18 protein-coding genes and 1 tRNA gene are annotated in these 20,743 nt (G+C 37.2%); 4 read left to right on the top strand and 15 right to left on the bottom strand.

Annotation, left to right across the window (positions count from 1 at the left end; translation table 11 throughout):
- The first annotated feature begins 15 nt into the window (after positions 1-15).
- On the top strand, positions 16-696 hold the full coding sequence (locus EJN90_RS08885; RefSeq protein WP_126110448.1) for an amino acid ABC transporter permease: 681 nt from the start codon (positions 16-18) through the stop codon (positions 694-696).
- 107 nt (positions 697-803) lie between these two features.
- Here the strand turns inward: EJN90_RS08885 and EJN90_RS08880 are convergent, their stop codons facing one another.
- Entirely contained in the window at positions 804-1,292 is a 489-nt protein-coding gene (locus EJN90_RS08880) for a methylated-DNA--[protein]-cysteine S-methyltransferase (protein ID WP_126110446.1), read from the bottom strand.
- A gap of 75 nt (positions 1,293-1,367) precedes the next feature.
- On the opposite strand from EJN90_RS08880, the gene EJN90_RS08875 reads away from it, so the two are divergent.
- Positions 1,368-1,733, top strand: coding sequence for a YbaN family protein (locus EJN90_RS08875; protein WP_126110444.1), 366 nt, complete (start codon positions 1,368-1,370; stop codon positions 1,731-1,733).
- On the opposite strand, the gene abc-f is transcribed toward EJN90_RS08875, so the two are convergent.
- Positions 1,730-3,214, bottom strand: a complete 1,485-nt coding sequence (gene abc-f / locus EJN90_RS08870) for a ribosomal protection-like ABC-F family protein (RefSeq protein WP_126110442.1) — start codon at positions 3,212-3,214, stop codon at positions 1,730-1,732. The genes EJN90_RS08875 and abc-f overlap by 4 nt on opposite strands.
- Before the next feature lie 380 nt (positions 3,215-3,594).
- On the opposite strand from abc-f, the gene EJN90_RS08865 reads away from it, so the two are divergent.
- Positions 3,595-4,050: a MarR family winged helix-turn-helix transcriptional regulator gene (locus EJN90_RS08865; RefSeq protein WP_126110440.1), complete on the top strand. Its 456-nt coding sequence runs from the start codon at positions 3,595-3,597 to the stop codon at positions 4,048-4,050.
- A gap of 8 nt (positions 4,051-4,058) precedes the next feature.
- Positions 4,059-5,936, top strand: coding sequence for an ATP-dependent zinc metalloprotease FtsH (gene ftsH, locus EJN90_RS08860; protein WP_126110438.1), 1,878 nt, complete (start codon positions 4,059-4,061; stop codon positions 5,934-5,936).
- Positions 5,937-6,035: 99 nt separating this feature from the next.
- Here ftsH and EJN90_RS08855 read toward each other — a convergent pair whose 3' ends face one another.
- The 13 genes from EJN90_RS08855 to EJN90_RS08795 form a co-directional block, all read right to left on the bottom strand.
- Positions 6,036-6,500: a SixA phosphatase family protein gene (locus EJN90_RS08855; RefSeq protein ID WP_126110436.1), complete on the bottom strand. Its 465-nt coding sequence runs from the start codon at positions 6,498-6,500 to the stop codon at positions 6,036-6,038.
- A 307-nt stretch (positions 6,501-6,807) separates the two neighbouring features.
- A complete protein-coding gene (locus EJN90_RS08850; protein WP_126110434.1) occupies positions 6,808-8,196 on the bottom strand; it encodes an MATE family efflux transporter in 1,389 nt (462 codons plus the stop codon).
- Positions 8,197-8,346: 150 nt separating this feature from the next.
- A complete protein-coding gene (locus tag EJN90_RS08845; protein ID WP_126110432.1) occupies positions 8,347-9,975 on the bottom strand; it encodes a hypothetical protein in 1,629 nt (542 codons plus the stop codon).
- Between the two features lies 1 nt (position 9,976).
- Positions 9,977-10,753, bottom strand: a complete 777-nt coding sequence (locus EJN90_RS08840; RefSeq protein ID WP_126110430.1) for an ABC transporter ATP-binding protein — start codon at positions 10,751-10,753, stop codon at positions 9,977-9,979.
- A 35-nt stretch (positions 10,754-10,788) separates the two neighbouring features.
- The gene (locus EJN90_RS08835; RefSeq protein WP_126110428.1) at positions 10,789-12,486 is read right to left on the bottom strand and encodes a M3 family oligoendopeptidase; all 1,698 of its coding nucleotides are present in this window, start codon (positions 12,484-12,486) and stop codon (positions 10,789-10,791) included.
- 199 nt (positions 12,487-12,685) lie between these two features.
- Positions 12,686-12,773 (bottom strand) — tRNA-Ser (locus EJN90_RS08830).
- Positions 12,774-12,795: 22 nt separating this feature from the next.
- Entirely contained in the window at positions 12,796-14,349 is a 1,554-nt protein-coding gene (locus EJN90_RS08825; protein WP_126110425.1) for a helix-turn-helix domain-containing protein, read from the bottom strand.
- A gap of 600 nt (positions 14,350-14,949) precedes the next feature.
- Positions 14,950-15,576: a hypothetical protein gene (locus EJN90_RS08820; protein WP_126110423.1), complete on the bottom strand. Its 627-nt coding sequence runs from the start codon at positions 15,574-15,576 to the stop codon at positions 14,950-14,952.
- Positions 15,577-15,895: 319 nt separating this feature from the next.
- On the bottom strand, positions 15,896-16,657 hold the full coding sequence (locus EJN90_RS08815; RefSeq protein ID WP_126110421.1) for an IclR family transcriptional regulator: 762 nt from the start codon (positions 16,655-16,657) through the stop codon (positions 15,896-15,898).
- Between the two features lie 53 nt (positions 16,658-16,710).
- Positions 16,711-17,982 carry a M20 family metallopeptidase gene (locus EJN90_RS08810; protein WP_126110419.1) on the bottom strand — a complete coding sequence of 424 codons (1,272 nt, stop codon included), beginning with the start codon at positions 17,980-17,982 and terminating at the stop codon, positions 16,711-16,713.
- Positions 17,975-18,931 carry a DUF1177 domain-containing protein gene (locus tag EJN90_RS08805; RefSeq protein WP_126110417.1) on the bottom strand — a complete coding sequence of 319 codons (957 nt, stop codon included), beginning with the start codon at positions 18,929-18,931 and terminating at the stop codon, positions 17,975-17,977. The genes EJN90_RS08810 and EJN90_RS08805 overlap by 8 nt, the downstream gene beginning before the upstream one ends.
- A 37-nt stretch (positions 18,932-18,968) precedes the next feature.
- The gene (locus EJN90_RS08800; protein WP_126110415.1) at positions 18,969-19,784 is read right to left on the bottom strand and encodes an ABC transporter ATP-binding protein; all 816 of its coding nucleotides are present in this window, start codon (positions 19,782-19,784) and stop codon (positions 18,969-18,971) included.
- A gap of 19 nt (positions 19,785-19,803) precedes the next feature.
- Entirely contained in the window at positions 19,804-20,736 is a 933-nt protein-coding gene (locus tag EJN90_RS08795) for an ABC transporter ATP-binding protein (protein WP_126110413.1), read from the bottom strand.
- Positions 20,737-20,743 lie beyond the last annotated feature (7 nt).

Genomic DNA, 20,743 nt, shown 5'->3' with positions numbered 1-20,743 from the left:
TAAGGAGGAAGACCGGTGGATGTTACAGATGTAAAATGGGAATATATATTCAATCTTGAAATCGCCATTAATAATTTCGGTTATGTATTTTCAGGTATCGGTTATACATTGCTTATCTCTGGAATGGGTTTTTTATTTGGACTGATCTGGGGATTTGTACTGGCGCTATTACGCACATCGCGCTTCTTCTTTCTTAATAAACTCGCCACTCTCTATATATCATTTATGCGTGGAACGCCCACACTTGTATTATTATTTTTGCTGTATTTTGGCTTTCCTTTTATCGGCGTTTATTTTGACGCAGTACCCGCAGCTATTCTGGGCTTCAGTTTAAGTTCGTCTGCTTATATCGCTGAAATTATTCGTTCGGCTTTAGAAGCAATCGACAAAGGACAGTGGGAAGCTGGCATGTCGCTGGGGCTGCCGCGTGGAAAAGTATTACGCAAAATCATTGTTCCACAGGCTTTGCGAATTGCTGTTCCGCCTCTTTCGAATGTTATTTTAGACTTGGTGAAAAGCTCTGCTTTAGCCGCAATGATCACGGTCCCTGATATTTTTCAAAATGCAAAAATCGTCGGCGGCCGCGAAAATGATTATATGACCATGTATATTCTCGTAGCACTTATTTATTGGGCAATTTGTTCTCTTTATGAAGTGCTTCAAGGAAAATTAGAAAAACAATTTAGCTCATACTAGCATTTTTATGCTATGATGAAAAACGGAACAATTGGATTGTATTATCTCCATTGTTACCCTCACAAAACAGGGCTCGGATAAGTCCATAGCCCTGTTTCTTTTTACCATTAACTTGTGATTGTTTTCACACCTTCTAATCGCAGCAGTTTCTCTTTTACGTCAATCCCTCCACCGTAACCAGTCAGAGCGCCGCGAATGCCAATCACTCGGTGACAAGGAGTTATGATAGAGACGGGATTACGATTATTTGCTCCGCCAACTGCCCGGACTGCTTTTGGATTTCCGATTGCAACAGCGATATCTTTGTAAGAACGTACTTCACCGTAAGGTATATTTCTCAAGGCTTGCCAGACTTTTTCTTGAAATGGAGTGCCGTTTGTATCAAGAGGCAGGTCAAATTCTTTACGTGTTCCTTCAAAGTATTCTTTTAATTGTTGGCTTGCTTTTTCTAGTAATGGGGTTGATTTTTCCTCCATTGTTGCTATTATTGGAGAAAGATTTTCTAAGTCTTTCACATGTTCAACATAAGAAATTCCTTCTCCACTGTCAGAAATAAAGTAGGGACCGATGGTTGTGTCTATAATTTGATAGTACATTTACCTTCCTCCTTCTTTTTTGTTTTATTGTATCATGATTCTGAACGAATTTGATTTAATATAGGAGTTATCATCATGAAAAAAATCTTATTTATCACTATCGGTTCACTCTCTCTTGGATTAGGTTCAATTGGTGTAGTGCTCCCGGTATTGCCGACCACCCCTTTTCTACTACTTAGTGCTTATTGTTTTGCTCGAGGATCACAGCGTTTTGAAATTTGGCTAAAAGGAACAAAACTTTATCAACACTACGTTGCCGATTATATGGAAACCAAAACGATTCCCAAAAAAAGAAAAAGGAAAATCCTTCTCAACATTTACTTGCTGATGGGACTTTCCATTTATCTCGTTCCTTTCTCTATTATGAAATTTTTGCTAAGTTTATTAACTATTTTTATTACCGTCTATTTATTTTGGTTTATTCCTGACACTGTCGATTAATACAGCAAGTCTCCTTTTTTCAAAACTAACTTTTTATTTTCTATCTTCCAAATTTGATTGGCAGTTTTTTCTGTAAAATATTTATCATGCGATGTAAACAGAACTGTTCCCGGATAACTTTGAATGAACCCTTCTAGCGCTTCAATCGTTTGAATATCAATGAAGTTTGTCGGCTCATCTAATACCAGCACATTGGATGGCTTTACAAATAGAACCGCCATCGCAATTCGGGTAGCTTCCCCACCGCTCAAGGCAGCAAGCGGCTTGCTGATTTCTGTTTGCGTGAAGCCTAAATTGTTTAAAATTGCTCGTACAGTATTTTCAGGATATTCCGTTTGCTTCAAAAGATAATCTAAAACAGAATTCTCTTGAGAAAATTTATAATCCATCTGTTGGTACGTTTGAAAAACAACCTTTGGAGATAAAATGATTCCCTCTCCATGATTCAAAATATATTTCAATAGCGTTGATTTTCCTGAGCCATTGTCTCCCGTAATTGCAATTCTTTTCCCCAGTGGAAATTGAAAGTCAACTTTTTCTAGCAACCGTTTATCGCCTGCTTCCAAAGTCACTGATTCACCTCTAATCGGAAACCGATTATGCATTTCTAACTCCTCACTTGTGGGAAAAGAAATAGGCTTTAAATCCCCTTCTAACTCAACATCTCCAAGTTGCTTGATTCTACTTTCCAAAGCTTTAGCGGATTTTTGAACCGCCTTTTGAACAGTATCTTTTTGTTTGGACGATGAAAGACGGTCTGGTTTTATATTCCGTTTTTTATTTTTAGCACTAACAGTATTCATTTTAGCTGCTTGTTTTTTCTTCTGTTCAACTGCTTGTTCCAAGCGGTTTTTTTCTTTGGCAATTTTTTCAGCTTCACGGTTCGCTTCCAACTTCTGCTGTTCTTTTTGTTCAATGTAGTCACTGTAATTGCCTGTATATTCTGTTAATTGTCCGTTATCCACTTCCCAAATTTTGCTGACAAGTTGATCTAGAAAATAACGATCATGGCTGACGATAATCATGGTTCCATAATAGTACTCCAATTCATCAATCAAAAATTGGATACTCTTCTCATCTAGGTGCGTGGTTGGTTCGTCCATTAATAGACCCATTTGATAGTTCGACAAGATTCTGGTCAAACGTAATTTGGTCTCTTCTCCGCCGCTTAAAGATTGATCCGTATTTTGTGGCACTCCCATCCTGCTCATCATTTCAGCATCCAACTCGTCGTTAGCACTGACTTCCCTAAATTCTTCTATCTGCTTAAAGTAATTAAAAGTTACTTTTTGCTTTACGTCTCCATAGTCTGGTTCAATACTGCCGGCAATTAAATTTAAGAGAGTTGTTTTCCCCTGGCCATTTCTCCCGACGATCCCAATCCGCTCATTTTGATAAGCAGCAGCATGCTCAATCGACAAGATGGCCTTATTTCCAAATGACAACGCCATATTTTTTATTTCTAGTGTTAAATTTTCCATTTCTGTTTGCACTCCTTTAATGAGGCCGTGCAATGACAGATTTTGGGTACGCAAAAAAGAGATAGGGTCCCCTATCTCTTTTTGACATTTTTCTGATACGAAAGATTCGAAAAATGGGCAGACTGCTCCCTTTGTCTGTCAAAAACAGGACCTTTTGAATAGATATTAAATTATCGGTTCAAAAGGTTTGTACGCAATCTCATTGATCCCACCATCTTCTTATCTCTCCTTTTTGTTAATGTTTCCATGAGACATAATATCGAAAATTCTTTAAATAGTCAAATTTTCGGTTTTTAATTTCAATGAATCTTCATCCTTTATTCATATTTGTATTTTACAATAGTTGTGAATTAAAAGTATTGGAAGAAGAGGTGATGTAAGTGACAAATGAGGAACTATGCAGAAATCTTTGGCAATTGTTGAAATCAATTCATGAAGCAAAAGAATGGGTTTTTTCCCCCTTTTCTAGAGAATTTGGTATCACCCCATTGCAACTTCAAGCTTTAATTGAGATTCATGCCAACCACGAGATGGCTCTCAATCAGCTTGCCTCTGCTTTGGACATGAACAGCGGTAACACCTCCACAATGTGCAAAAAATTGGAACAAGAAGGTTTTGTTATTCGTCAAAGAAGAGAAGATGATGAACGTTATATTTCATTATTTCTAACTGATAAAGGTAATTCAACTTTAACGATTCTTGATGAACGTTTAGAAAAAAACTACCAACCCATTTTTAGCGAAATTAAAGAGGAAACCTTATTAGATTTTCATAAAGGAGTAAAAGCTTTACAACAAATAGTTGAGCTGATTGATGCTCAAAAAAGAGAGGATTAATTACTATTATGCCCGATAAAGATAAAAAAACTGATAAAAAACTGAATTTCCCATTTTCCAACCAACCAAATAATCGTAAGCCATGGATTTACTATTTTCTAGTTATCTTTTCATTTTTAACAATTTGGAACACACTTCTGTATCCTACGATTGAAAAGCGTCAAGTTGAAGAAGTTCCTTATAGTGAGTTTCTTGAAAAAGTAGATGATGGCAAAGTAAGTGAAGCAAAGATTGAAGCAAACCAGATTGTGTTCGTTGCAACGGATGAGTCTAACGCAAGACAAGTCTACAATACTGGAACAATTAATGATCCAGATTTAATAATTCGCTTAGAAGATAATAACGTCGTGTTCGCTCGGGATATCCCCGTTGAAGCTTCCCCTATTTTATCATTTCTGATTTCTTGGATTTTACCACTTCTCGCTTTTTGGGCGCTAGGTTCCTTCCTTTCTAGACAAATGATGAAACGAATGGGTGGAGGCGTAGGCGGTTCGGGAGGTGCTTTGTCTTTTGGAAAGTCAAATGCAAAAGTGTATGTGAAAGCTGGAGATTCGAAAACATTTGACGATGTCGCTGGACAAGATGAAGCAAAAGAAGCCTTGAGTGAAATTGTTGATTACTTGCATCAGCCTAAAAAATACCAAGCAATCGGGGCGAAAAATCCAAAAGGCGTTCTTTTAGTCGGACCTCCGGGAACTGGTAAAACCTTGCTGGCTCAAGCTGTTGCTGGAGAAGGAAATGTTCCTTTCTTTAGTATTTCTGGTTCCGAGTTCGTCGAAATGTTTGTCGGTCGTGGTGCAGCCAAAGTACGTGATTTATTTAAAGAAGCAAATGAAAAAGCACCTTGTATCGTCTTCATTGATGAGATTGATACCATCGGTAAAAAACGTGATGGCGCTGGATTTAGCGGAAACGATGAACGTGAACAAACCCTGAATCAATTGCTGGCTGAAATGGATGGTTTTGAAGAAAATAAAGGGGTGGTCATTCTTGCTGCCACAAACCGCCCTGAGTCATTGGATGCTGCTCTTTTAAGGCCTGGTCGTTTTGATAGACGTGTACCTGTAGAGCTGCCTGACTTAGCAGGTCGTGAAGCAATCTTAAAGGTTCATGCAAAAAAATATATTCTAGCTAATGACATTGATTTCAATACCATTGCCCGTGCAACAAGTGGTGCGTCTGGTGCAGAAATCGCAAACATCATCAATGAAGCTGCTTTACGTGCCGTTCGTGAAGGACGCAGCAAAGTAAGTCAAATGGATTTAGAAGAATCTGTAGAAACGGTTATCGCCGGCTACCAAAGAAAAGGCGCTGTAATCTCACCAAAAGAGAAAGAAATCGTCTCCTATCATGAAATTGGACATGCCTTAGTTGCTGCAAAACAAATTGATTCAGCTCCTGTCCACAAAATTACAATCATCCCGCGAACTTCTGGTGCATTGGGATACACGATGCAAATCGAAGAAGATGAAAAAAGCCTGATTAGTAAAGAAGAACTATATAATAAATTAGTTACACTGGCAGGAGGACGTGTTGCGGAAGAAATTATTTTTGGCAGCAAATCTACCGGTGCTTCCAATGACATCGAACAAATGACAAAAATTGCCCGCGCTATGATTACAAGATATGGGATGAGTGATACATTTGGTATGATGCAAATTGAGACTCAAACAAATCAATACTTAGGCGGCGATACCACCATGAACGTTTCTGCTGGAACAGCAGAACGCGTTGATCAAGAGGTAATGGACTTACTGCGTTCTGCTCATCAAAAAGCAGACAAGATCCTGAGTGAAAATCTAGACAAATTACACGAACTTTCACACCAGCTACTTGTAAAAGAAACGATTACAGGTCATGAATTCATGGAAATCTTGAATACCTAATTAATCCCTGGTACAGACAATAAAGCATCTCTTCTGAAGTTAAAATTCAGGAGAGATGCTTTTACGTTGTAGAATAAGAATTCGTTAAGCGGCGTTTTGCTAATTGGGAAATAATTTCCAATCAAGTCTGCCTTTTTCTTTGTCTTCTTCAAAACGGATGTTCACAACGCCACCTTTAGGAAACGGCGTACTTTGACCAGTAAGTTCTTTTGTCCAAGCACTCATAGCCGGTTCATGACCTACACACGCAATTACGAACTGAGAATCTTGTTTTTCTAACTCTTGAAGTAATCCTTCTAAATCGCCATTTCCCAAAAAGTCTTTTTCTTTCATTTCTGCAATTCCTAATGCTTCCTTAAAAACATCTGCTGTTTCTTTTGCCCGAATTAACGGGCTGGTCCAAACTTCCAACTGTTTTTTCGGCTCGAGCAATGGAACGACTTTCTTCATGAAGGTTTCAAATTCCCGCTTACCTTCTTCAGTCAACGTGCGATCAAAATCCGACTTGTCTAGCAACTTACTTTCAGCTTTTCCGTGTCGGACTAGTATTAATTCTCCAATCATACGTATTCCTCCTTGCCTTTTTTACAGTATACCATTTCATTAAGATTATTGTGAGATGCTTGCCTTGCCATAAAAACGTATTAGCTTCTCCTACATACTAACATGAAAAAAAATCAGACGAATCCGAGTTCTTTATCAAGGAAAACAAGCTATTTAAATGCAGACTTTCCTTGATAAACATGATTTATCAGAGAAAGGCAGTAATAAAAATCAATACTTTCCCTGATAAACTTCTTTTATCAAGGAAAGTACGCAAATTAATGGATACTTTTATCTGATAAAGCCCCAAATAGGCAATTTGGATAAATCAGACAAATTCTATGTTTTTCCATTTCCCTGAGCGGAAACGGAATTGGATGAGTACCCAACGGACAAATTGATCAATGATGATTGCCAGCCATGCTCCTGTAAGGCCTAGTGCAAAAACTCGTATAAATACGTTGGCAAGCACCACTCGAATTCCTAATACGCCTATAAAAGTAGAGATAAGCGGGAAACGTGTATCGCCAGCCCCTCGAAGCGAACCTGCTACAATCAATTGATTTGCTTGAAACGGTTGAATAATCGCTACCATCCGCAAAGCAGATGAAGCACTTTCTACAATCGCTGGATCTCGGGAATACAAGCTCACGAGGAATTCAGCTCCAAAAAATAAAGCAACTCCCAGGCCGAAGCCTGCCCAGCTTCCTAACAAGGAAGAATGATGTGCGTACTTTTCTGCATCATCTGGACTTTCCGCTCCAAGTGATTTCCCTACCAATGAAGAGGCTGATATCCCAAACGCTTGCCCAATAACAAAGGTAAGCGATAGTATATTCATACCGATTTGATGAGCCGCGAAAATTACGGTACCCAACCCAGAAACAACTTGAACAAACATGATAATCCCGACACGCATGACTAACTGTTCGATAGCAGATGGAAATCCGATCCGAATTAAGTTACCGATTGTCCTTTTTGAAAAATTAAATTTATTTTTAAATGAGAAATCAAGTTCACTTTTTCCTGACATTAGATACCGGGTCATCAACACACTTGCAACAAAGTTAGCAAATGCTGTAGAGATCGCTGCTCCGACGATTCCCAGTTTTGGTAGACCTAGTAGTCCATAAATTAGAATGGCATTTCCTAACACATTTAAAAAGTTCGTACGAATATTAATTCCCATTGGTACTTTTGTCTCGCCTATCCCGCGAAGCGCACCCGTTATCCCAAAGTTGTAGGATTGAAATAAATAACTAATACAAATCACACGGAAATAATTTTTCCCTATTTCAATGGTTGCCGCTTCTGCTCCCATAAATGCCATGATTTGCTCAGCAAAGAGAAAACCAAACAAAGCAATCGGAACAGCAAAAACCATGCTGATAATCATAACATGCTTGGTTACATTTTCCATCTTGTGTTTTTTTCCAGCACCATAATAACGAGCAACAATTGCTGTTCCTCCTACATTTAATGCTTGTACCACCGCTAAGCCAAGTAATAAGGGCTGGTTGGTTACTCCAACTGAGGCAACAGCTGAAGCAGCATATCCTGCGTCCGGAATATTTCCCAGCATCATCATATCGATCATTCCAAAAACAGAACTCAAAACAAGCTCAATCAACACCGGCCAAGCGATATTCATAATATCGTTGTATACGGGTTTCTTGAACTTAAACTTTTTCCTTTTTATATCGCTATCACTAGACATTTTTTAACACGATCCTTTTTATTTCTCTCACTAGACACTAAAACAGTGTACTACAATATTGATAGCTTATCAAACAAGTCTCTTTTCTAAAATAAGTAAATTTCCTTAAAAAAAGAAGCTGGAGCCGAAACACAACTTCTTCTTATTTTTTTACAATTTTGACCAAAATTTCTCTTTATACCGTTGATGTAGCAGAAAGATCACAGCAATTGGTACGATCAATAGACTGACAGACAAAATTTGTTGACCAAGCGGATTCAAAGCATTTAACAAAAAGCCTGCTCCTACAACAACCAAGACTCCAACAATCAATGCAGCAAATATTCGAATGGCGTAAATGAAATTTCCACCGCCTCGGCTAAATAACTCTGTTAAATTCTGCCAATCTAAATTCAATAAGCGATAATCTCTAGCAAAATAATGTTCAGACAGCCCTAGTATCCCGATCGTTAATCCAACAAAAAAGCTGATTGCCAATAGCCAATGAACTTTTGTAAATAGAATTAAAACAAAGGAGACAGCGAATGGCAGCAAAAGCTGGAAAACGTAAGCAAACCAAAACTTAACACGCAGGTACTCTTTCATTGAAAACGGTAATGACTTAATATACAAGAAGTTTTCACGTTCCAAAGAAATAATGACCCCTGCTGTAGACATCGGACCCATCGTCAAATAAGAATAAAGCAATCCAATAATAATAGCTACTCCCCACCATTTACTTGGTTCCAATACTTGGAAAAAATTATTGCCGCTTAACATTGGACCAAGCCAAATAACGGGAAAGATAATATTAGAGCTAATGTATTGCATCATAAGCGTTCCATCTAAAATCAAACTAATATTATACTTCAACAAGGTTCCTTTAACGGTCGGCGCCTTCACTTGTTTTTTAGTAATGGACGACTTTACTTTTTTAGAAGTGATTTGCTGTCCATCTGACTGCCTATAAAGTCCCGGTATGACTGCTTTGGTGACAATAAAAAGAAAAACAAGCAATAAACCTAGCCAGACAGCCATTCCTGTTATTCCTTCAATGCTAAGTGGACTCACCATCATCGAGTAGAACATTCCAAAAAACGGGACCACTCGAACATCTGGTAATATTTGTCCAGGAAGCATTTCAATGCTTGTACTCGATGAATTAGAGATAAACAAGATAGCCGCAATCATCCCCATACTTGAAACACTATACAAAACCGTCGTCATTATTTTCTTATGCTTTTGAAAAAGCGATAGACGACTAATCAGATGCACTAGTACAATTGCGAATAAAAACACGATTGTTGTTAAAAGAGTAAACAAGATTAGCGAATAAACAATATTTCCTAGCAACCCTATTTGTGCATCATGTCCCAGCAATAGAAACAAAGAAAAAACCGGCGCAATATAAGGGATAACATTTAAAACAATGACTGAAAGCTTCGCTAGAAATACTTCACTCGTTTTAAACGGTAAAGGTAAATAGTGAGCCAAGTCTTTGCTTTCATATAATAAATTGTAAATAATATAAAAACTTTGGAGGATGGTCATGACTACGAACATGGTTATATACAACGAAAAATACCCATGATAAACGGTAAAATCCAAGCCACGCAACATCATCGTGTATAATCCCAAGAAAAGAACTAAAATAAAAGAATTTTGCCAAAGCACAGACCGGACTGCCGATTGCATAGTATCCGCTTCCTGAATCGTCTTTTGACGTTTTTTCTCTAACAGTTGTGGATTCGCATAAAGAATATTTACTTTCGCTAATTCGACGATTTGTTTCCAACGCATCTTATACTCCCCTTTCTTCTAGAGGAGTGTCAAATGCAGTTCCTTCCTGTTGTTTGCTTCTATTTCGGCCTGCTAATTTTAGATAAGTCTCTTCCAATGATTCATTTTTATTTTCCAACAACAGCTCTTCTATTGTGCCATCATAGAGTAACTCGCCTTTCTTTAAAATGGCAATGTGGTCACACAATTGTTGGGCTACTTCTAATACATGTGTGGAAAATAAAACAATATTTCCTGCCTCTGCATGCTTCTTCATCAATTCCTTTAAATCAAAAGAAGCTTGGGGATCAAGCCCTGTCATTGGTTCATCTAAAATCCAGATTTCAGGATTTGGTAATAAAGCACCAATAATAAAAGTTTTCTGACGCATCCCATGTGAAAAGGAATCGATTACTTCCGATTGGTGTTCAGTCATGTCAAAAAGATCTGTTAATTCCCTCAAGCGTGTTCTTTTTTCATCTTCAGGAATTTCGTAAGCTACTGAAATAAAATTCCAATATTCAAATGCAGTCAGGCGTAAAAACATATCCGGAGAATCAGGTACATATCCTATCTTCTTCTTAATCGCTAATCGATTCTCAACCAAGTTCTCTCCATCAATCCAAATCTCGCCCTCAGTTGGTTCAATCACACTAACTAAAGACTTGATAGCAGTCGATTTTCCCGCACCATTATGTCCGATTAAACCAAAAATTTCGCCTGGGTGGATTCTCAAACAAACATCTTTTAATGCTTTTTTTATTCCATATTCTTTTGAAACATTTCTAAGCTCAATCATTCTATAAATCGCTCCTCCCTTTCGTCGGTCACTTTCTATAACTGTGAGTCATCAATTGCTTCTAATACATCAGCAATTGCTTTCACTACGTCCGTTAATGATCCCTCTTCAAATGGCGATTTTAAATTTGCAAGTTCCACTAATTCTAAGAAACTCTTCGTTCCGCCAACTTCACAGATTGCTAAATAATCGGACCAGGCATCCACGTCTTGATCGTGAATCGCGCGTTTCCAAAATTGGAAAGCAAGTACTTGTGCTAATGTATAGTCGATATAATAAAATGGTGTATCAAAAATATGTCCTTGACGGAACCAGAAAGTCCCTTGTTCTAAGAATGGACTTTCAGAGTAATCTTTATGCGGATTGTACATTTTCTCTAATTTCCGCCATACAGCTTTTCTTTCCGCTGGTGTCATTTCAGGTTTTTCATATACTTCATGCTGGAAATGGTCCACTAACACGCCGTATGGCAAGAATTGTAGTGCTCCCGCTAAATGACTGAATTTATATTTTTCTGTTTCTTCTTTAAAAAACAGTTCCATCCAAGGATAAGTGAAGAATTCCATACTCATCGAATGGATTTCTGCGCTTTCGCTTGTCGGGAAAACTAATTCAGGCTGTTTAATCCAACGTGATTGGAACACTTGAAAAGCATGCCCTGCTTCATGCGTCAGCACATCAATATCGCCGCTTGTACCATTAAAGTTTGCGAAAATGAAAGGAGAATCATACTCAGGAATAAAAGTACAATAGCCGCCACTCGACTTTCCTTCTTTTGTTTCTAAATCAAGCAACTCATGTTCATACATGTAATCGATAAAATGACCCGTTTCTGATGAAAGTTCGTGATACATTTTTTTGCCCATTTCCATAATGTAAGATGGATCACCTTTTGGCTTCGCATTTCCATTCAAAAACTCTAAACTCAAATCATAATATTGCAAATCATCCACGCCAATACGCTTTGCTTGGCGTTTATATAACTTGTTAACTACCGGAACAACTTCATTTAAGACTTGATTCCGATAGACTTGTACCATTTCGCGATTATAGTCATAACGTTCCATGCGAATATAACCCAACTCAACGAAATCCTTATAGCCTAGTTTTTTAGCAATCTGATCACGAACTTTTACTAATTGGTCATAAATATCATCAATTTTCTCTTCGTTTTCTTTGAAGAAACCAAAATTTGCTTCAAAGGCTTCTTTTCTAACTGCTCGATCAGTTGATTGTTGGTAAGGCCCTAGTTGAGACAAATTCAGCGTTTTTCCATCAAAGTCAATCTGGGCACTTGCAATTAGTTTATTATATGTACTGCCTAATTCGTTTTCTTTCTGTAATAAAGAAATTACTTCCGGGCTAAAGGTTTTCAAACGATATTCAGCCATTTTGAAATATTGTCCGGGAAGAACAGTTTCCAAACTTTCCCGATATTTTGAATCTAAAATAGCTTTGTAGTATTCACTGTTAATTTCTTCAAATAAGGGAGAATATTCATCCCAATAATTGATTTCTTTTTCATAAAATTCGTCTTTCGTATTGATTGTATGGCGAATATAAGCAATTTGTCCTTGCTTATCAGCATCAGAAATTAAGTTTGTCATTTGTGTAACACCACTTACTGCTTCGTCAGCGTCTTGCGCTTCAACAATTTTTCTAATTGCTTGTTGCGCATTCATTTTATAATTATCAAAACTTGGTCGATTGTATTCATATTCAGAAAACTTCATTCGTCGGTCACCTCTTCACATTTTATATAAATAGTATAACATTACTACTATTGAATTTAGCTATTTATTTAAAGTAAATTGCACCCACTTACTCTAAGAAATTTCTTTTGATACACACTATAAACAATAGTGTCAAACAGAAAAGCCTGCTTTCACTATTTCAAAAAAGTGAAAGCAGGCTTTTCTTATATGTTTCGTACGGAGAATAGGGGATTTGAACCCCTGCGCGCCTTACGACGCCTAACGCATTTCGAGTGCGTCCTCTTCAGCCTCTTGAGTAATTCTCCACAGAAAATCATACCACTTTTTTTATTGTTTCGACAAGTCTATTTTTAGTTCTTCGGCTTTTTTTATTACATTTCTTCTGTATGTATCTTTTTGTTTTTGAATACAACTGTGAATGAGTTCATCCAAAGTATTTGTATTTAGAGTAAGTTTTTTCCTATGAATAAAATAAACCGGTTGATCAATATCCATTAAAATAGTCGTCGTGGTTGCTAAAATATCAAAATTGTATTGAGCCAATGTTTCTTTTGTAATCATTTTTTCCTTATGAATTTCAACAGTAATCGCTCTTCCTAACAAAGATGATAATTCTTCTGCGATATTTTTAGCATGGTACAGATGATAATGACTGTAGAGAAGTATTTTACATGGATGAAACTTATAGAATAATGATGATGTCAATCCCTCCCATTTAGAAAGCAGCTGATGTACTAAATTTTCTATTGCCACAGAGGAAGCATCAATTTCTCTATTTCGGCATATTTTTTTAAATTGATTAGCTACACAATTATAAAATAAAGGATAATTATTTTTGAATTCTTCAACTAAAAAATAATCTCGGGGTTTAAAAAGAATGTATCTTTTACCAGCTCTTTGTAAAGAAAAACTAGCATAAAAATCAAGTGCGCTATTAATTTCCACAATCAAATAAGTATTCTCTCTTACAGGAAGTTCAAATAAATAACCAAGCATTTCAAGTAGATTTTTAATTTCAAGATAGTTTTCTTCTTCAACCGTCTCCGGATTATTTTGTTCATCTAGATTTTTTAATTTTAAAAGATATTTCCATGAACGCAATTCATTGAAATAAACTTGTAAATCTTCCGGGGAAGTTTTCGTTTTCACGGCAATTTCTTTTATATACTGGGAATACGTTTGGAACTGTCTATTCTGAGTTGCAGTAGATCGAGAGATGGAAGGTTTTTGTGGATACCCATTAAATGCTCGAGTGATACCTACCGCAAATAAGATTAATAATTGAAAAGAATCCGTTGAATCTGGGTTAGCATTATAATAATTAAAGCCAATACTAAGTATCTCACTTAACAAATCTCGGTTCACTCTTTCAAAAGGCCAATCGTTAATTGTATATCGCTCTTTAAAATAACTCGAATAAAAACTCCTTACTAGTTTCTCTTTTCCTACTACACGAAAAGGATTCATCTCTAACGAAAGTCCATATGAACCCAGTTCATTTTTTATTGTGTTCGTCAATCGACTTAAGGAAGAAGAGCTGATAAAAAGCATTTTTTCAATATCTTTATTAGAAAGTTGTTCATTAAAAAAAATAATTTCCAATAGCTGAAAACCAAGAGACGAGGCTAACAACTTACGTTGAAAAAAATCAATCCCCATGTAGGGTGGCAACTGCAAAGTAATCCCTTCAGGAGAAGAAATTATTTTTCCTTGTTGATTTTCTAGGTTTTTTCGTAAATCATCCAGTTCGTATTTAACTGTTCTTACCGAAGAATTGGTTTCATTTGCTAAAGTATTGATGGTTATTGGCTCATCAGAATTGTATAAAATTTCTATTATTTTATAACTTCTTTGATCTTTTGAAGAAATTAATCCCCACATGAGATATCACCTACCTATTGTTATTCAACATAGTTCATTATAACATTGAATAGTAATAATTTGGATAAAATATAATGACATCATCTAATTGAAAATATAAAAATATTTATAGCACTTACTATAAAACTGCTATGATAAATAGGCAAGAATAGAGATAAAATCTAAAGGGAGAACTTGAATGACCAAAAATTTAAAGTTTGCTGAATAAAACATTTGTTGGCTCTTTGAGTACCAAAATTGCTTTAGGGCACACCCGTTTGTATTTTTGCTAGAAATGAGTGATTTATCACTAGGCCGAGGCATGGGTGCTAGAACTTATACTAGCCTGAGCTAAAATAAAGATGATCAAGCTCATTTTACGGCTTGAACGTCTTTATTTTTTTAGAATAACGATGTTCAACCATAAATTTCCTGCTGAAGATCGTTATTCTTTGAAAATAAAGATGATCGGTCTCAAAATCTTATTTGAACGTCTGTTTCTATAGAAACAGGCTGCCCCAAAAGGTCAGCCTGTTTTTAGGATTTATTATATCTGGATTGATGCCTAAAAAGAAATCCTTTCTAGGATCGGTAGTTCCACGTTCTTCCAGACGTTCAATTTTAATCCCACTTTCCACTCATAAGGTCCATGCGGAAAGTTTGATTCCCTGTTGCATCAAATTGGAAAAGGGCTACTAGATTTGCGTGCTCTCCTTCCGGTGAATCTGCATAGAAATCATATTGATAAATATAATTCGAAGGATTACTTTCAATCACGAAGGAATAGTCTGGAATTTCATAGCTTGCCAAAATTAATTCTAATCCAACAGCTGCAGTTTCTTCCACATACCAAGACTCCATTATTTCAGGAGGAACAATCTCTTCCTCATCTCCAACGTCTTTTTGGTACATTTGATCATATGTTAATTCTTCGGATTCAACTTCTTCTGCCACTTCTGCAACAATGTCCTCATTTAATTCATTATCCACAAGCTCTTCATTTTCGTTTGTAATTATTTCTTTCACTATTTCTTTTTTAGTTTCTTCCGTTTCAACGATTACTTGTTCAGCTGAACTCTCTTCTTCGTAAACATAGTTCGTAATTGTTTCATATACTTCTTCCTGTCCGACAATTGAAGGCATCACAACATTTGAACCAGCAAACAATCCGTTGATTGTTTGACCGGACAAATGGCCGCCAGAAAATACAATTCCAATAAACGCGATAACTGCTGATATTTTTTTCATGCTGTTTCCTCCTATCGGAATATTCATTTATTCTGAAATTTACCATTGGTTCGTGTGAGCCCCCTTTTCTTGTTAAACAGGTTACAGAAACAATCGATTGCAACCGTTTTCATATTTCGGTAATGAGATTTTCCTTAGACTTTCTATCTCTATTATAAGCTATTTAAGTGAATCTGTCATTTACAGAAAATAAGAATCCCAAACACTAGCTTTTTCAGCATAGCGCTTGGAATTCTCTATGTTATTCATTCATCCTTTTGAAGCACCCACGTCATAATTCATCGAGCCTTTTTTAAGAACTCGATCGGACCTGAATATTTTATCCTATTTTATACGAAGTATTTCGTAAAATCTTCTCAATATTTAAGGCTGTCTCTTTCAAGAGGAGAATAGCTTTACTTTGGTCAGTTTTTTGGAGTCGATAGCTTGGTCCTGATAAAGTAACTGAACAATTTACTTTATTTTCATAATCACGAATCGGTACAGCTAACGCGACTACATCAGGAGTATACTCCCCTTCGCTTCTTGCATACCCTTCTTTTCGAATCATTTCCAACTCTTTACGTAAAGCAGCCGGACTCGTCATAGTCTGAGGTGTATATTGCGGCAGCCCTTCTTCGATCAGATCTGCTATAAACTCTTCTGATTGAAATGCTAAAATTGCTCGATAAGAAGCTCCTGGAAAAAGAGGTACGCTTGAGCCAATTTCTGCGCTGAATTTTACTTTATGAGCAGGTTCTTCTGCCATCAAGGTAATTCCTTTATTCCCCCTGCGAACGGTAAAGAAAACTGATTCATCCGTTTCTTCCTTCAGCTGTATTAAAGACGGCCGTACAAGTTCTTCTAAATTTAATGATTCATACATCGTTTGGCCTAATTGCCATAAAACAATACCCAAAGAGTATTCTTTGGATACCGAGTTGTAGGTAAGAAAATCACGTTTATGCAGAGTTTTTAAGATACGATAAATAGTAGCATAATTTTGATCCATAACACTTGCTAACTTTTTACCTGTCCATGAGTTATTCTCATTTGTAAATTTCATTAGTACCTGTAAGGTCAAATCAACTGTTTTCAGCACCTTCTATTCTCCTCTACGCCCCATATTGTATTAAACTTTATAATCATATTCTATCACAAATATAAGAAATCAATAATAGCTCCTGCATATACTTTGGCTGCTAAAATGACCTTATATACTTCCACTCGCTCATTATATCCATGAATTGTAGATAGAACTGCCGGCCCATATTGGAGTACAGGAATATTGTACTCTCGAAAATGACGAGCATCACTGGAGGCCCACTGCATTACACCATACGCCTCATGCTGTGAAATCTCTTGGATATTATTGACTACCGCTTCGCAAACCGGATCAGAAGGAATCGTATAGTTTGCTTCACTACGAATGCCAAAACGAGTTAATTCATATTGAATACCTAATTGATCTAATTCTTGTGTGATATATTGGGTTACTTCTTCTTCTTTCACACCAAATGGCAATCGACAGTCAACTTCAACTTTACAAGATTCAGGAACGACATTGGCTTTTGTCCCTCCTTCAATAACACCAATATTGCAGGAAATCCGATCTAAAATAGATTGAAACGGTTCTTTTTCAGTTTCCACTTCCCGCATGTAACGCTTGGATATTTCTACCAACTCTACTGCTTCTTCAGGAATCTCAACTTCTATATCATAAACTGTTTGAATACGTTCAAGTGCACGCATCATATCTACTATCGCATTTTGACCGATAATCGGCGACAAACTTCCATGCCCCGGTTGCCCAAACACTTCTAACGAGAACCAATAGGATCCTTTTTGTCCTAAGGTAGGATTATAGGGAGAGGAAGGTTCAGCAATTAGACAGCCATCTCCTTTTACCAATCCTTTTTCTAATAGCCACGGAACCCCATACTCTCCTCCAGTTTCTTCATCAGGAACAATGGCAAGAACCACTTCTCCTGGCAATTCAATATTCATTCGCTTCATTAATGCTGTAACAAAGATTAATCCTCCTAGACCTGCCTTCATATCAGAAGCACCGCGCCCTAGTAAAAATCCATCTTTTATTTCTCCGCTGAATGGATCAAAATCCCACTTATCTAAGTTCCCAGCTGGAACAACATCTGTGTGTCCACAATAAATTAATTTTTTCCCTATTGGATTTCCATATCTGGAAATAAGATTGAATTGTTTACTTGCTGCTTCATGCGTTTCCACTTCTAAGCCATATTGATTTAAATAGGTTTCGATAAAATGAGAAATTTCAGTAGAATCTCCAGGCGGGTTCTCACTATTAATCTGTATCAATTTAGAACAGAGCTCCAGTAATTCATCTTGCTTTTCTTCTACTGCCTGAATTACTTTTTTCTTTAATTCAGCTTTTTCTGCTTCATTCATTTATTGCTGCCTCCTTTTTACCTAATGTTTGGAAATGTTTCAAGGTTCCGTAAAGTTCTTGAATTCGTCCAAATTCTTCCACATCATAAAAGGCACAAGAATTGCTGCCGAATCGTTTTCCTACTTCGATTCCAAAACGGACAACCTCTTCCACATCAATCAGGTGACTTGCTCCTGATGCTGATCCTGCAACTGCAACTTCAGTAGTGATCGCTACTCCTACAACGGGCGCGTCTACCGCTACGCATGGTTGCATAATACTATTAATATGGAACAACCCATTACCATATGGCGTGATATCTTGCATGGTTATTGGCATTGTTACAGGAAGGATACCAGCCGTTTGTTGATAAATATCCAACAAATCATTGCTCATTCGTAAAATATACCCTTCCTTTACTGTTGGAGTAATTGCAAAACCACGATGATTCGTCACAACATTGCCTTTTGTTGTATCAATTGTCAATACCGCATCCATTTCATCCGAAACTTCATAGTGGTTCATCGTTAGAATGTCCACAGGAGAACCCATGAATGGCACTGGTTCATGAGGCTGCGTGGGCGCAACCGGGCAAATATGCGTGCTGATAATAATGTCTCCTTTTAGCCGATCTCCTTTTTTAGTCATACTTAATAGTTTTGCTGCGATAGAAACTGCTGCCAACGCGCCATCTCCGTCAGAAACAAATCCAATTACTTCCGGACGAGCACCAATACCGCCTAATCTTCCGATAATTCCTAGTGTTGGCGCCGTCCCTCCACCGCTCTTCCCATTTGTTCCCTTAATTTTAATTTTTATAAAATCAGTGGAACCTTTTTCTCCATAAACCGTTTCGACCGAAATAATTTCATCTGAAGAAATCTTTTCGAGGAATTCCTTGACATCCTTACCATCAACAAATTTATTATCCAGTAATTCATAAGCTTCCATAACGTATTTTAATGACATGGGTCTACTTCCTTCCTAATTCTGACTATTTCTTTTATTATGATGTGCGCTCATATGGGCTATTAATCGGAATAGCTTGCAACAAACTCTTTGTATATGCGTCTTTTGGGTGCGTGTATACTTCTTCAGCTGTTCCCATTTCGACGATTTTTCCTGAATGCATAACCGCAATTCGATCACACATATATCGCACTACGTTCAAATCATGGGATATAAAGATATAAGTCAAACCTAATTCTTTTTGCAGTTTATTTAATAAATTCAGGATTTGGGCTTGGACAGACACATCCAGTGCCGATACCGATTCGTCACAGATGATCACATCCGGCTGCAAAGCTACCGCTCGAGCGATATTGATTCGCTGTAACTGGCCGCCAGAAAATTCATGCGGATATTTATGCTCCGATGAAGTTGGTAAACCGACCATTTCAAGTAAACGATGAACGTTTTCTCGTCGCTCTTTAACTGTATCAATTCCATGAATTACATAAGGCTCCATCAACGAATAACCAATCGTTTTTCTGGGATCTAATGTTCCATATGGACTTTGGAAAATCATTTGAATACCACGGCGAAATTTTTTCATCTCGCTTGGCTTAGCAGCAGTAACTTCTTGCCCATGGAAGAAGATTTGTCCTTCCGTTGGATGAATCAAGCAATTGACTAGTCTGGCAATCGTAGATTTTCCACTTCCTGATTCTCCTACAATTCCTAATGTCTCCCCTTCATAGACATCAAAATCCACTTCATCTACTGCCTTTACATATTCTCGATTTCGTTGAAAAGGATTGGATTTGGGAATTGGATAGTACTTTTTTAAATTTTGAACACGAATAATTTTTTCTTTTTCCATCCGAATCGTCTCCTCCTATCTATACATATGCCGGTTCATCTACCGTAAATTTAGCTACCAGATGTCCTGATTCAACTTCTGTCATTTCCAGTGCTTCCTCTTTTTCCATATCTTGAACAAAGGCACCGTAAGGAATAGTCGGCAGTTCTTTCTCGTTAATCGTTCCCTGATTGATTTGAGAAAGCAACAATCCTTTCGTATATGGATGAACAGGGTTATCATAAATTTGCTTAGCAGTACCGCTCTCTACTACATGCCCTTTAAACATCACGATGACACGGTCACAAGTTTCCCAAACCACTCCTAAATCATGAGTGATCATAATAATGGAAGTCTCATGTTCCTTTTGCAATTTTTTCAAAAGGTTTAGAATCTGAGCTTGAATGGTCACATCTAGAGCGGTAGTAGGCTCATCTGCAATTAATAGCTTAGGATTACAAGCCAAAGCTATCGCAATCATCACTCGCTGCCTCATCCCACCAGAAAATTCATGTGGATACATTTTAATTTTTCGTTTCGGATCTTTGATACCAACTTTTTCGAGTATTTCTAAGGCCAAAATTTTTGCATCGTTTTTGGAAATATTTTTATGCGCTCGAATGGTTTCAATGATCTGGTTCTCAATCGTGTAAACCGGATTAAGAGTCGTTAAAGGATCTTGGAAGATCATAGAAATTTCATTACCACGAATTCTTTGATAATCTTTTTGACTCGCCCCTAAAAGATCTCGACCTTCAAATGTCATTTCTGCTGCTTCTACCTTCGTAGTCTTGGGGAGCAGTCCCATCAATGCTGTCGCAGTAACACTCTTACCGGAGCCGGACTCACCAACGATTCCAACCGTTTCGTTTTTTCCAATCACCAAGTCAATCCCTTTAATCGCATGATAATTTTTCTTTGAACTATCCTGAAAGGTGACGTGTAAATTTTTTACTTTCAATAAATCTGTCATCACTCGT

It is taken from the genome of Jeotgalibaca ciconiae (assembly GCF_003955755.1).
Classification (GTDB): Bacteria; Bacillota; Bacilli; order Lactobacillales; family Aerococcaceae; genus Jeotgalibaca; species Jeotgalibaca ciconiae.
This window is presented reverse-complemented; position numbering and strand designations above follow the sequence as displayed.

What these genes read in the sequence shown, in the direction of transcription:
- EJN90_RS08795 (WP_126110413.1), bottom strand. Translation starts at nt 20,736, where the DNA reads ATGACAGATTTATTGAAAGTAAAAAATTTACACGTCACCTTTCAGGAT.
- EJN90_RS08855 (WP_126110436.1), bottom strand. Translation starts at nt 6,500, where the DNA reads ATGATTGGAGAATTAATACTAGTCCGACACGGAAAAGCTGAAAGTAAG.
- EJN90_RS08825 (WP_126110425.1), bottom strand. Translation starts at nt 14,349, where the DNA reads ATGTGGGGATTAATTTCTTCAAAAGATCAAAGAAGTTATAAAATAATA.
- EJN90_RS08805 (WP_126110417.1), bottom strand. Translation starts at nt 18,931, where the DNA reads ATGTCATTAAAATACGTTATGGAAGCTTATGAATTACTGGATAATAAA.
- EJN90_RS08840 (WP_126110430.1), bottom strand. Translation starts at nt 10,753, where the DNA reads ATGATTGAGCTTAGAAATGTTTCAAAAGAATATGGAATAAAAAAAGCA.
- EJN90_RS08850 (WP_126110434.1), bottom strand. Translation starts at nt 8,196, where the DNA reads ATGTCTAGTGATAGCGATATAAAAAGGAAAAAGTTTAAGTTCAAGAAA.
- EJN90_RS08800 (WP_126110415.1), bottom strand. Translation starts at nt 19,784, where the DNA reads ATGGAAAAAGAAAAAATTATTCGTGTTCAAAATTTAAAAAAGTACTAT.
- EJN90_RS08820 (WP_126110423.1), bottom strand. Translation starts at nt 15,576, where the DNA reads ATGAAAAAAATATCAGCAGTTATCGCGTTTATTGGAATTGTATTTTCT.
- EJN90_RS08810 (WP_126110419.1), bottom strand. Translation starts at nt 17,982, where the DNA reads ATGAATGAAGCAGAAAAAGCTGAATTAAAGAAAAAAGTAATTCAGGCA.
- ftsH (WP_126110438.1), top strand. Translation starts at nt 4,059, where the DNA reads ATGCCCGATAAAGATAAAAAAACTGATAAAAAACTGAATTTCCCATTT.
- EJN90_RS08880 (WP_126110446.1), bottom strand. Translation starts at nt 1,292, where the DNA reads ATGTACTATCAAATTATAGACACAACCATCGGTCCCTACTTTATTTCT.
- EJN90_RS08875 (WP_126110444.1), top strand. Translation starts at nt 1,368, where the DNA reads ATGAAAAAAATCTTATTTATCACTATCGGTTCACTCTCTCTTGGATTA.
- EJN90_RS08835 (WP_126110428.1), bottom strand. Translation starts at nt 12,486, where the DNA reads ATGAAGTTTTCTGAATATGAATACAATCGACCAAGTTTTGATAATTAT.
- EJN90_RS08845 (WP_126110432.1), bottom strand. Translation starts at nt 9,975, where the DNA reads ATGCGTTGGAAACAAATCGTCGAATTAGCGAAAGTAAATATTCTTTAT.
- abc-f (WP_126110442.1), bottom strand. Translation starts at nt 3,214, where the DNA reads ATGGAAAATTTAACACTAGAAATAAAAAATATGGCGTTGTCATTTGGA.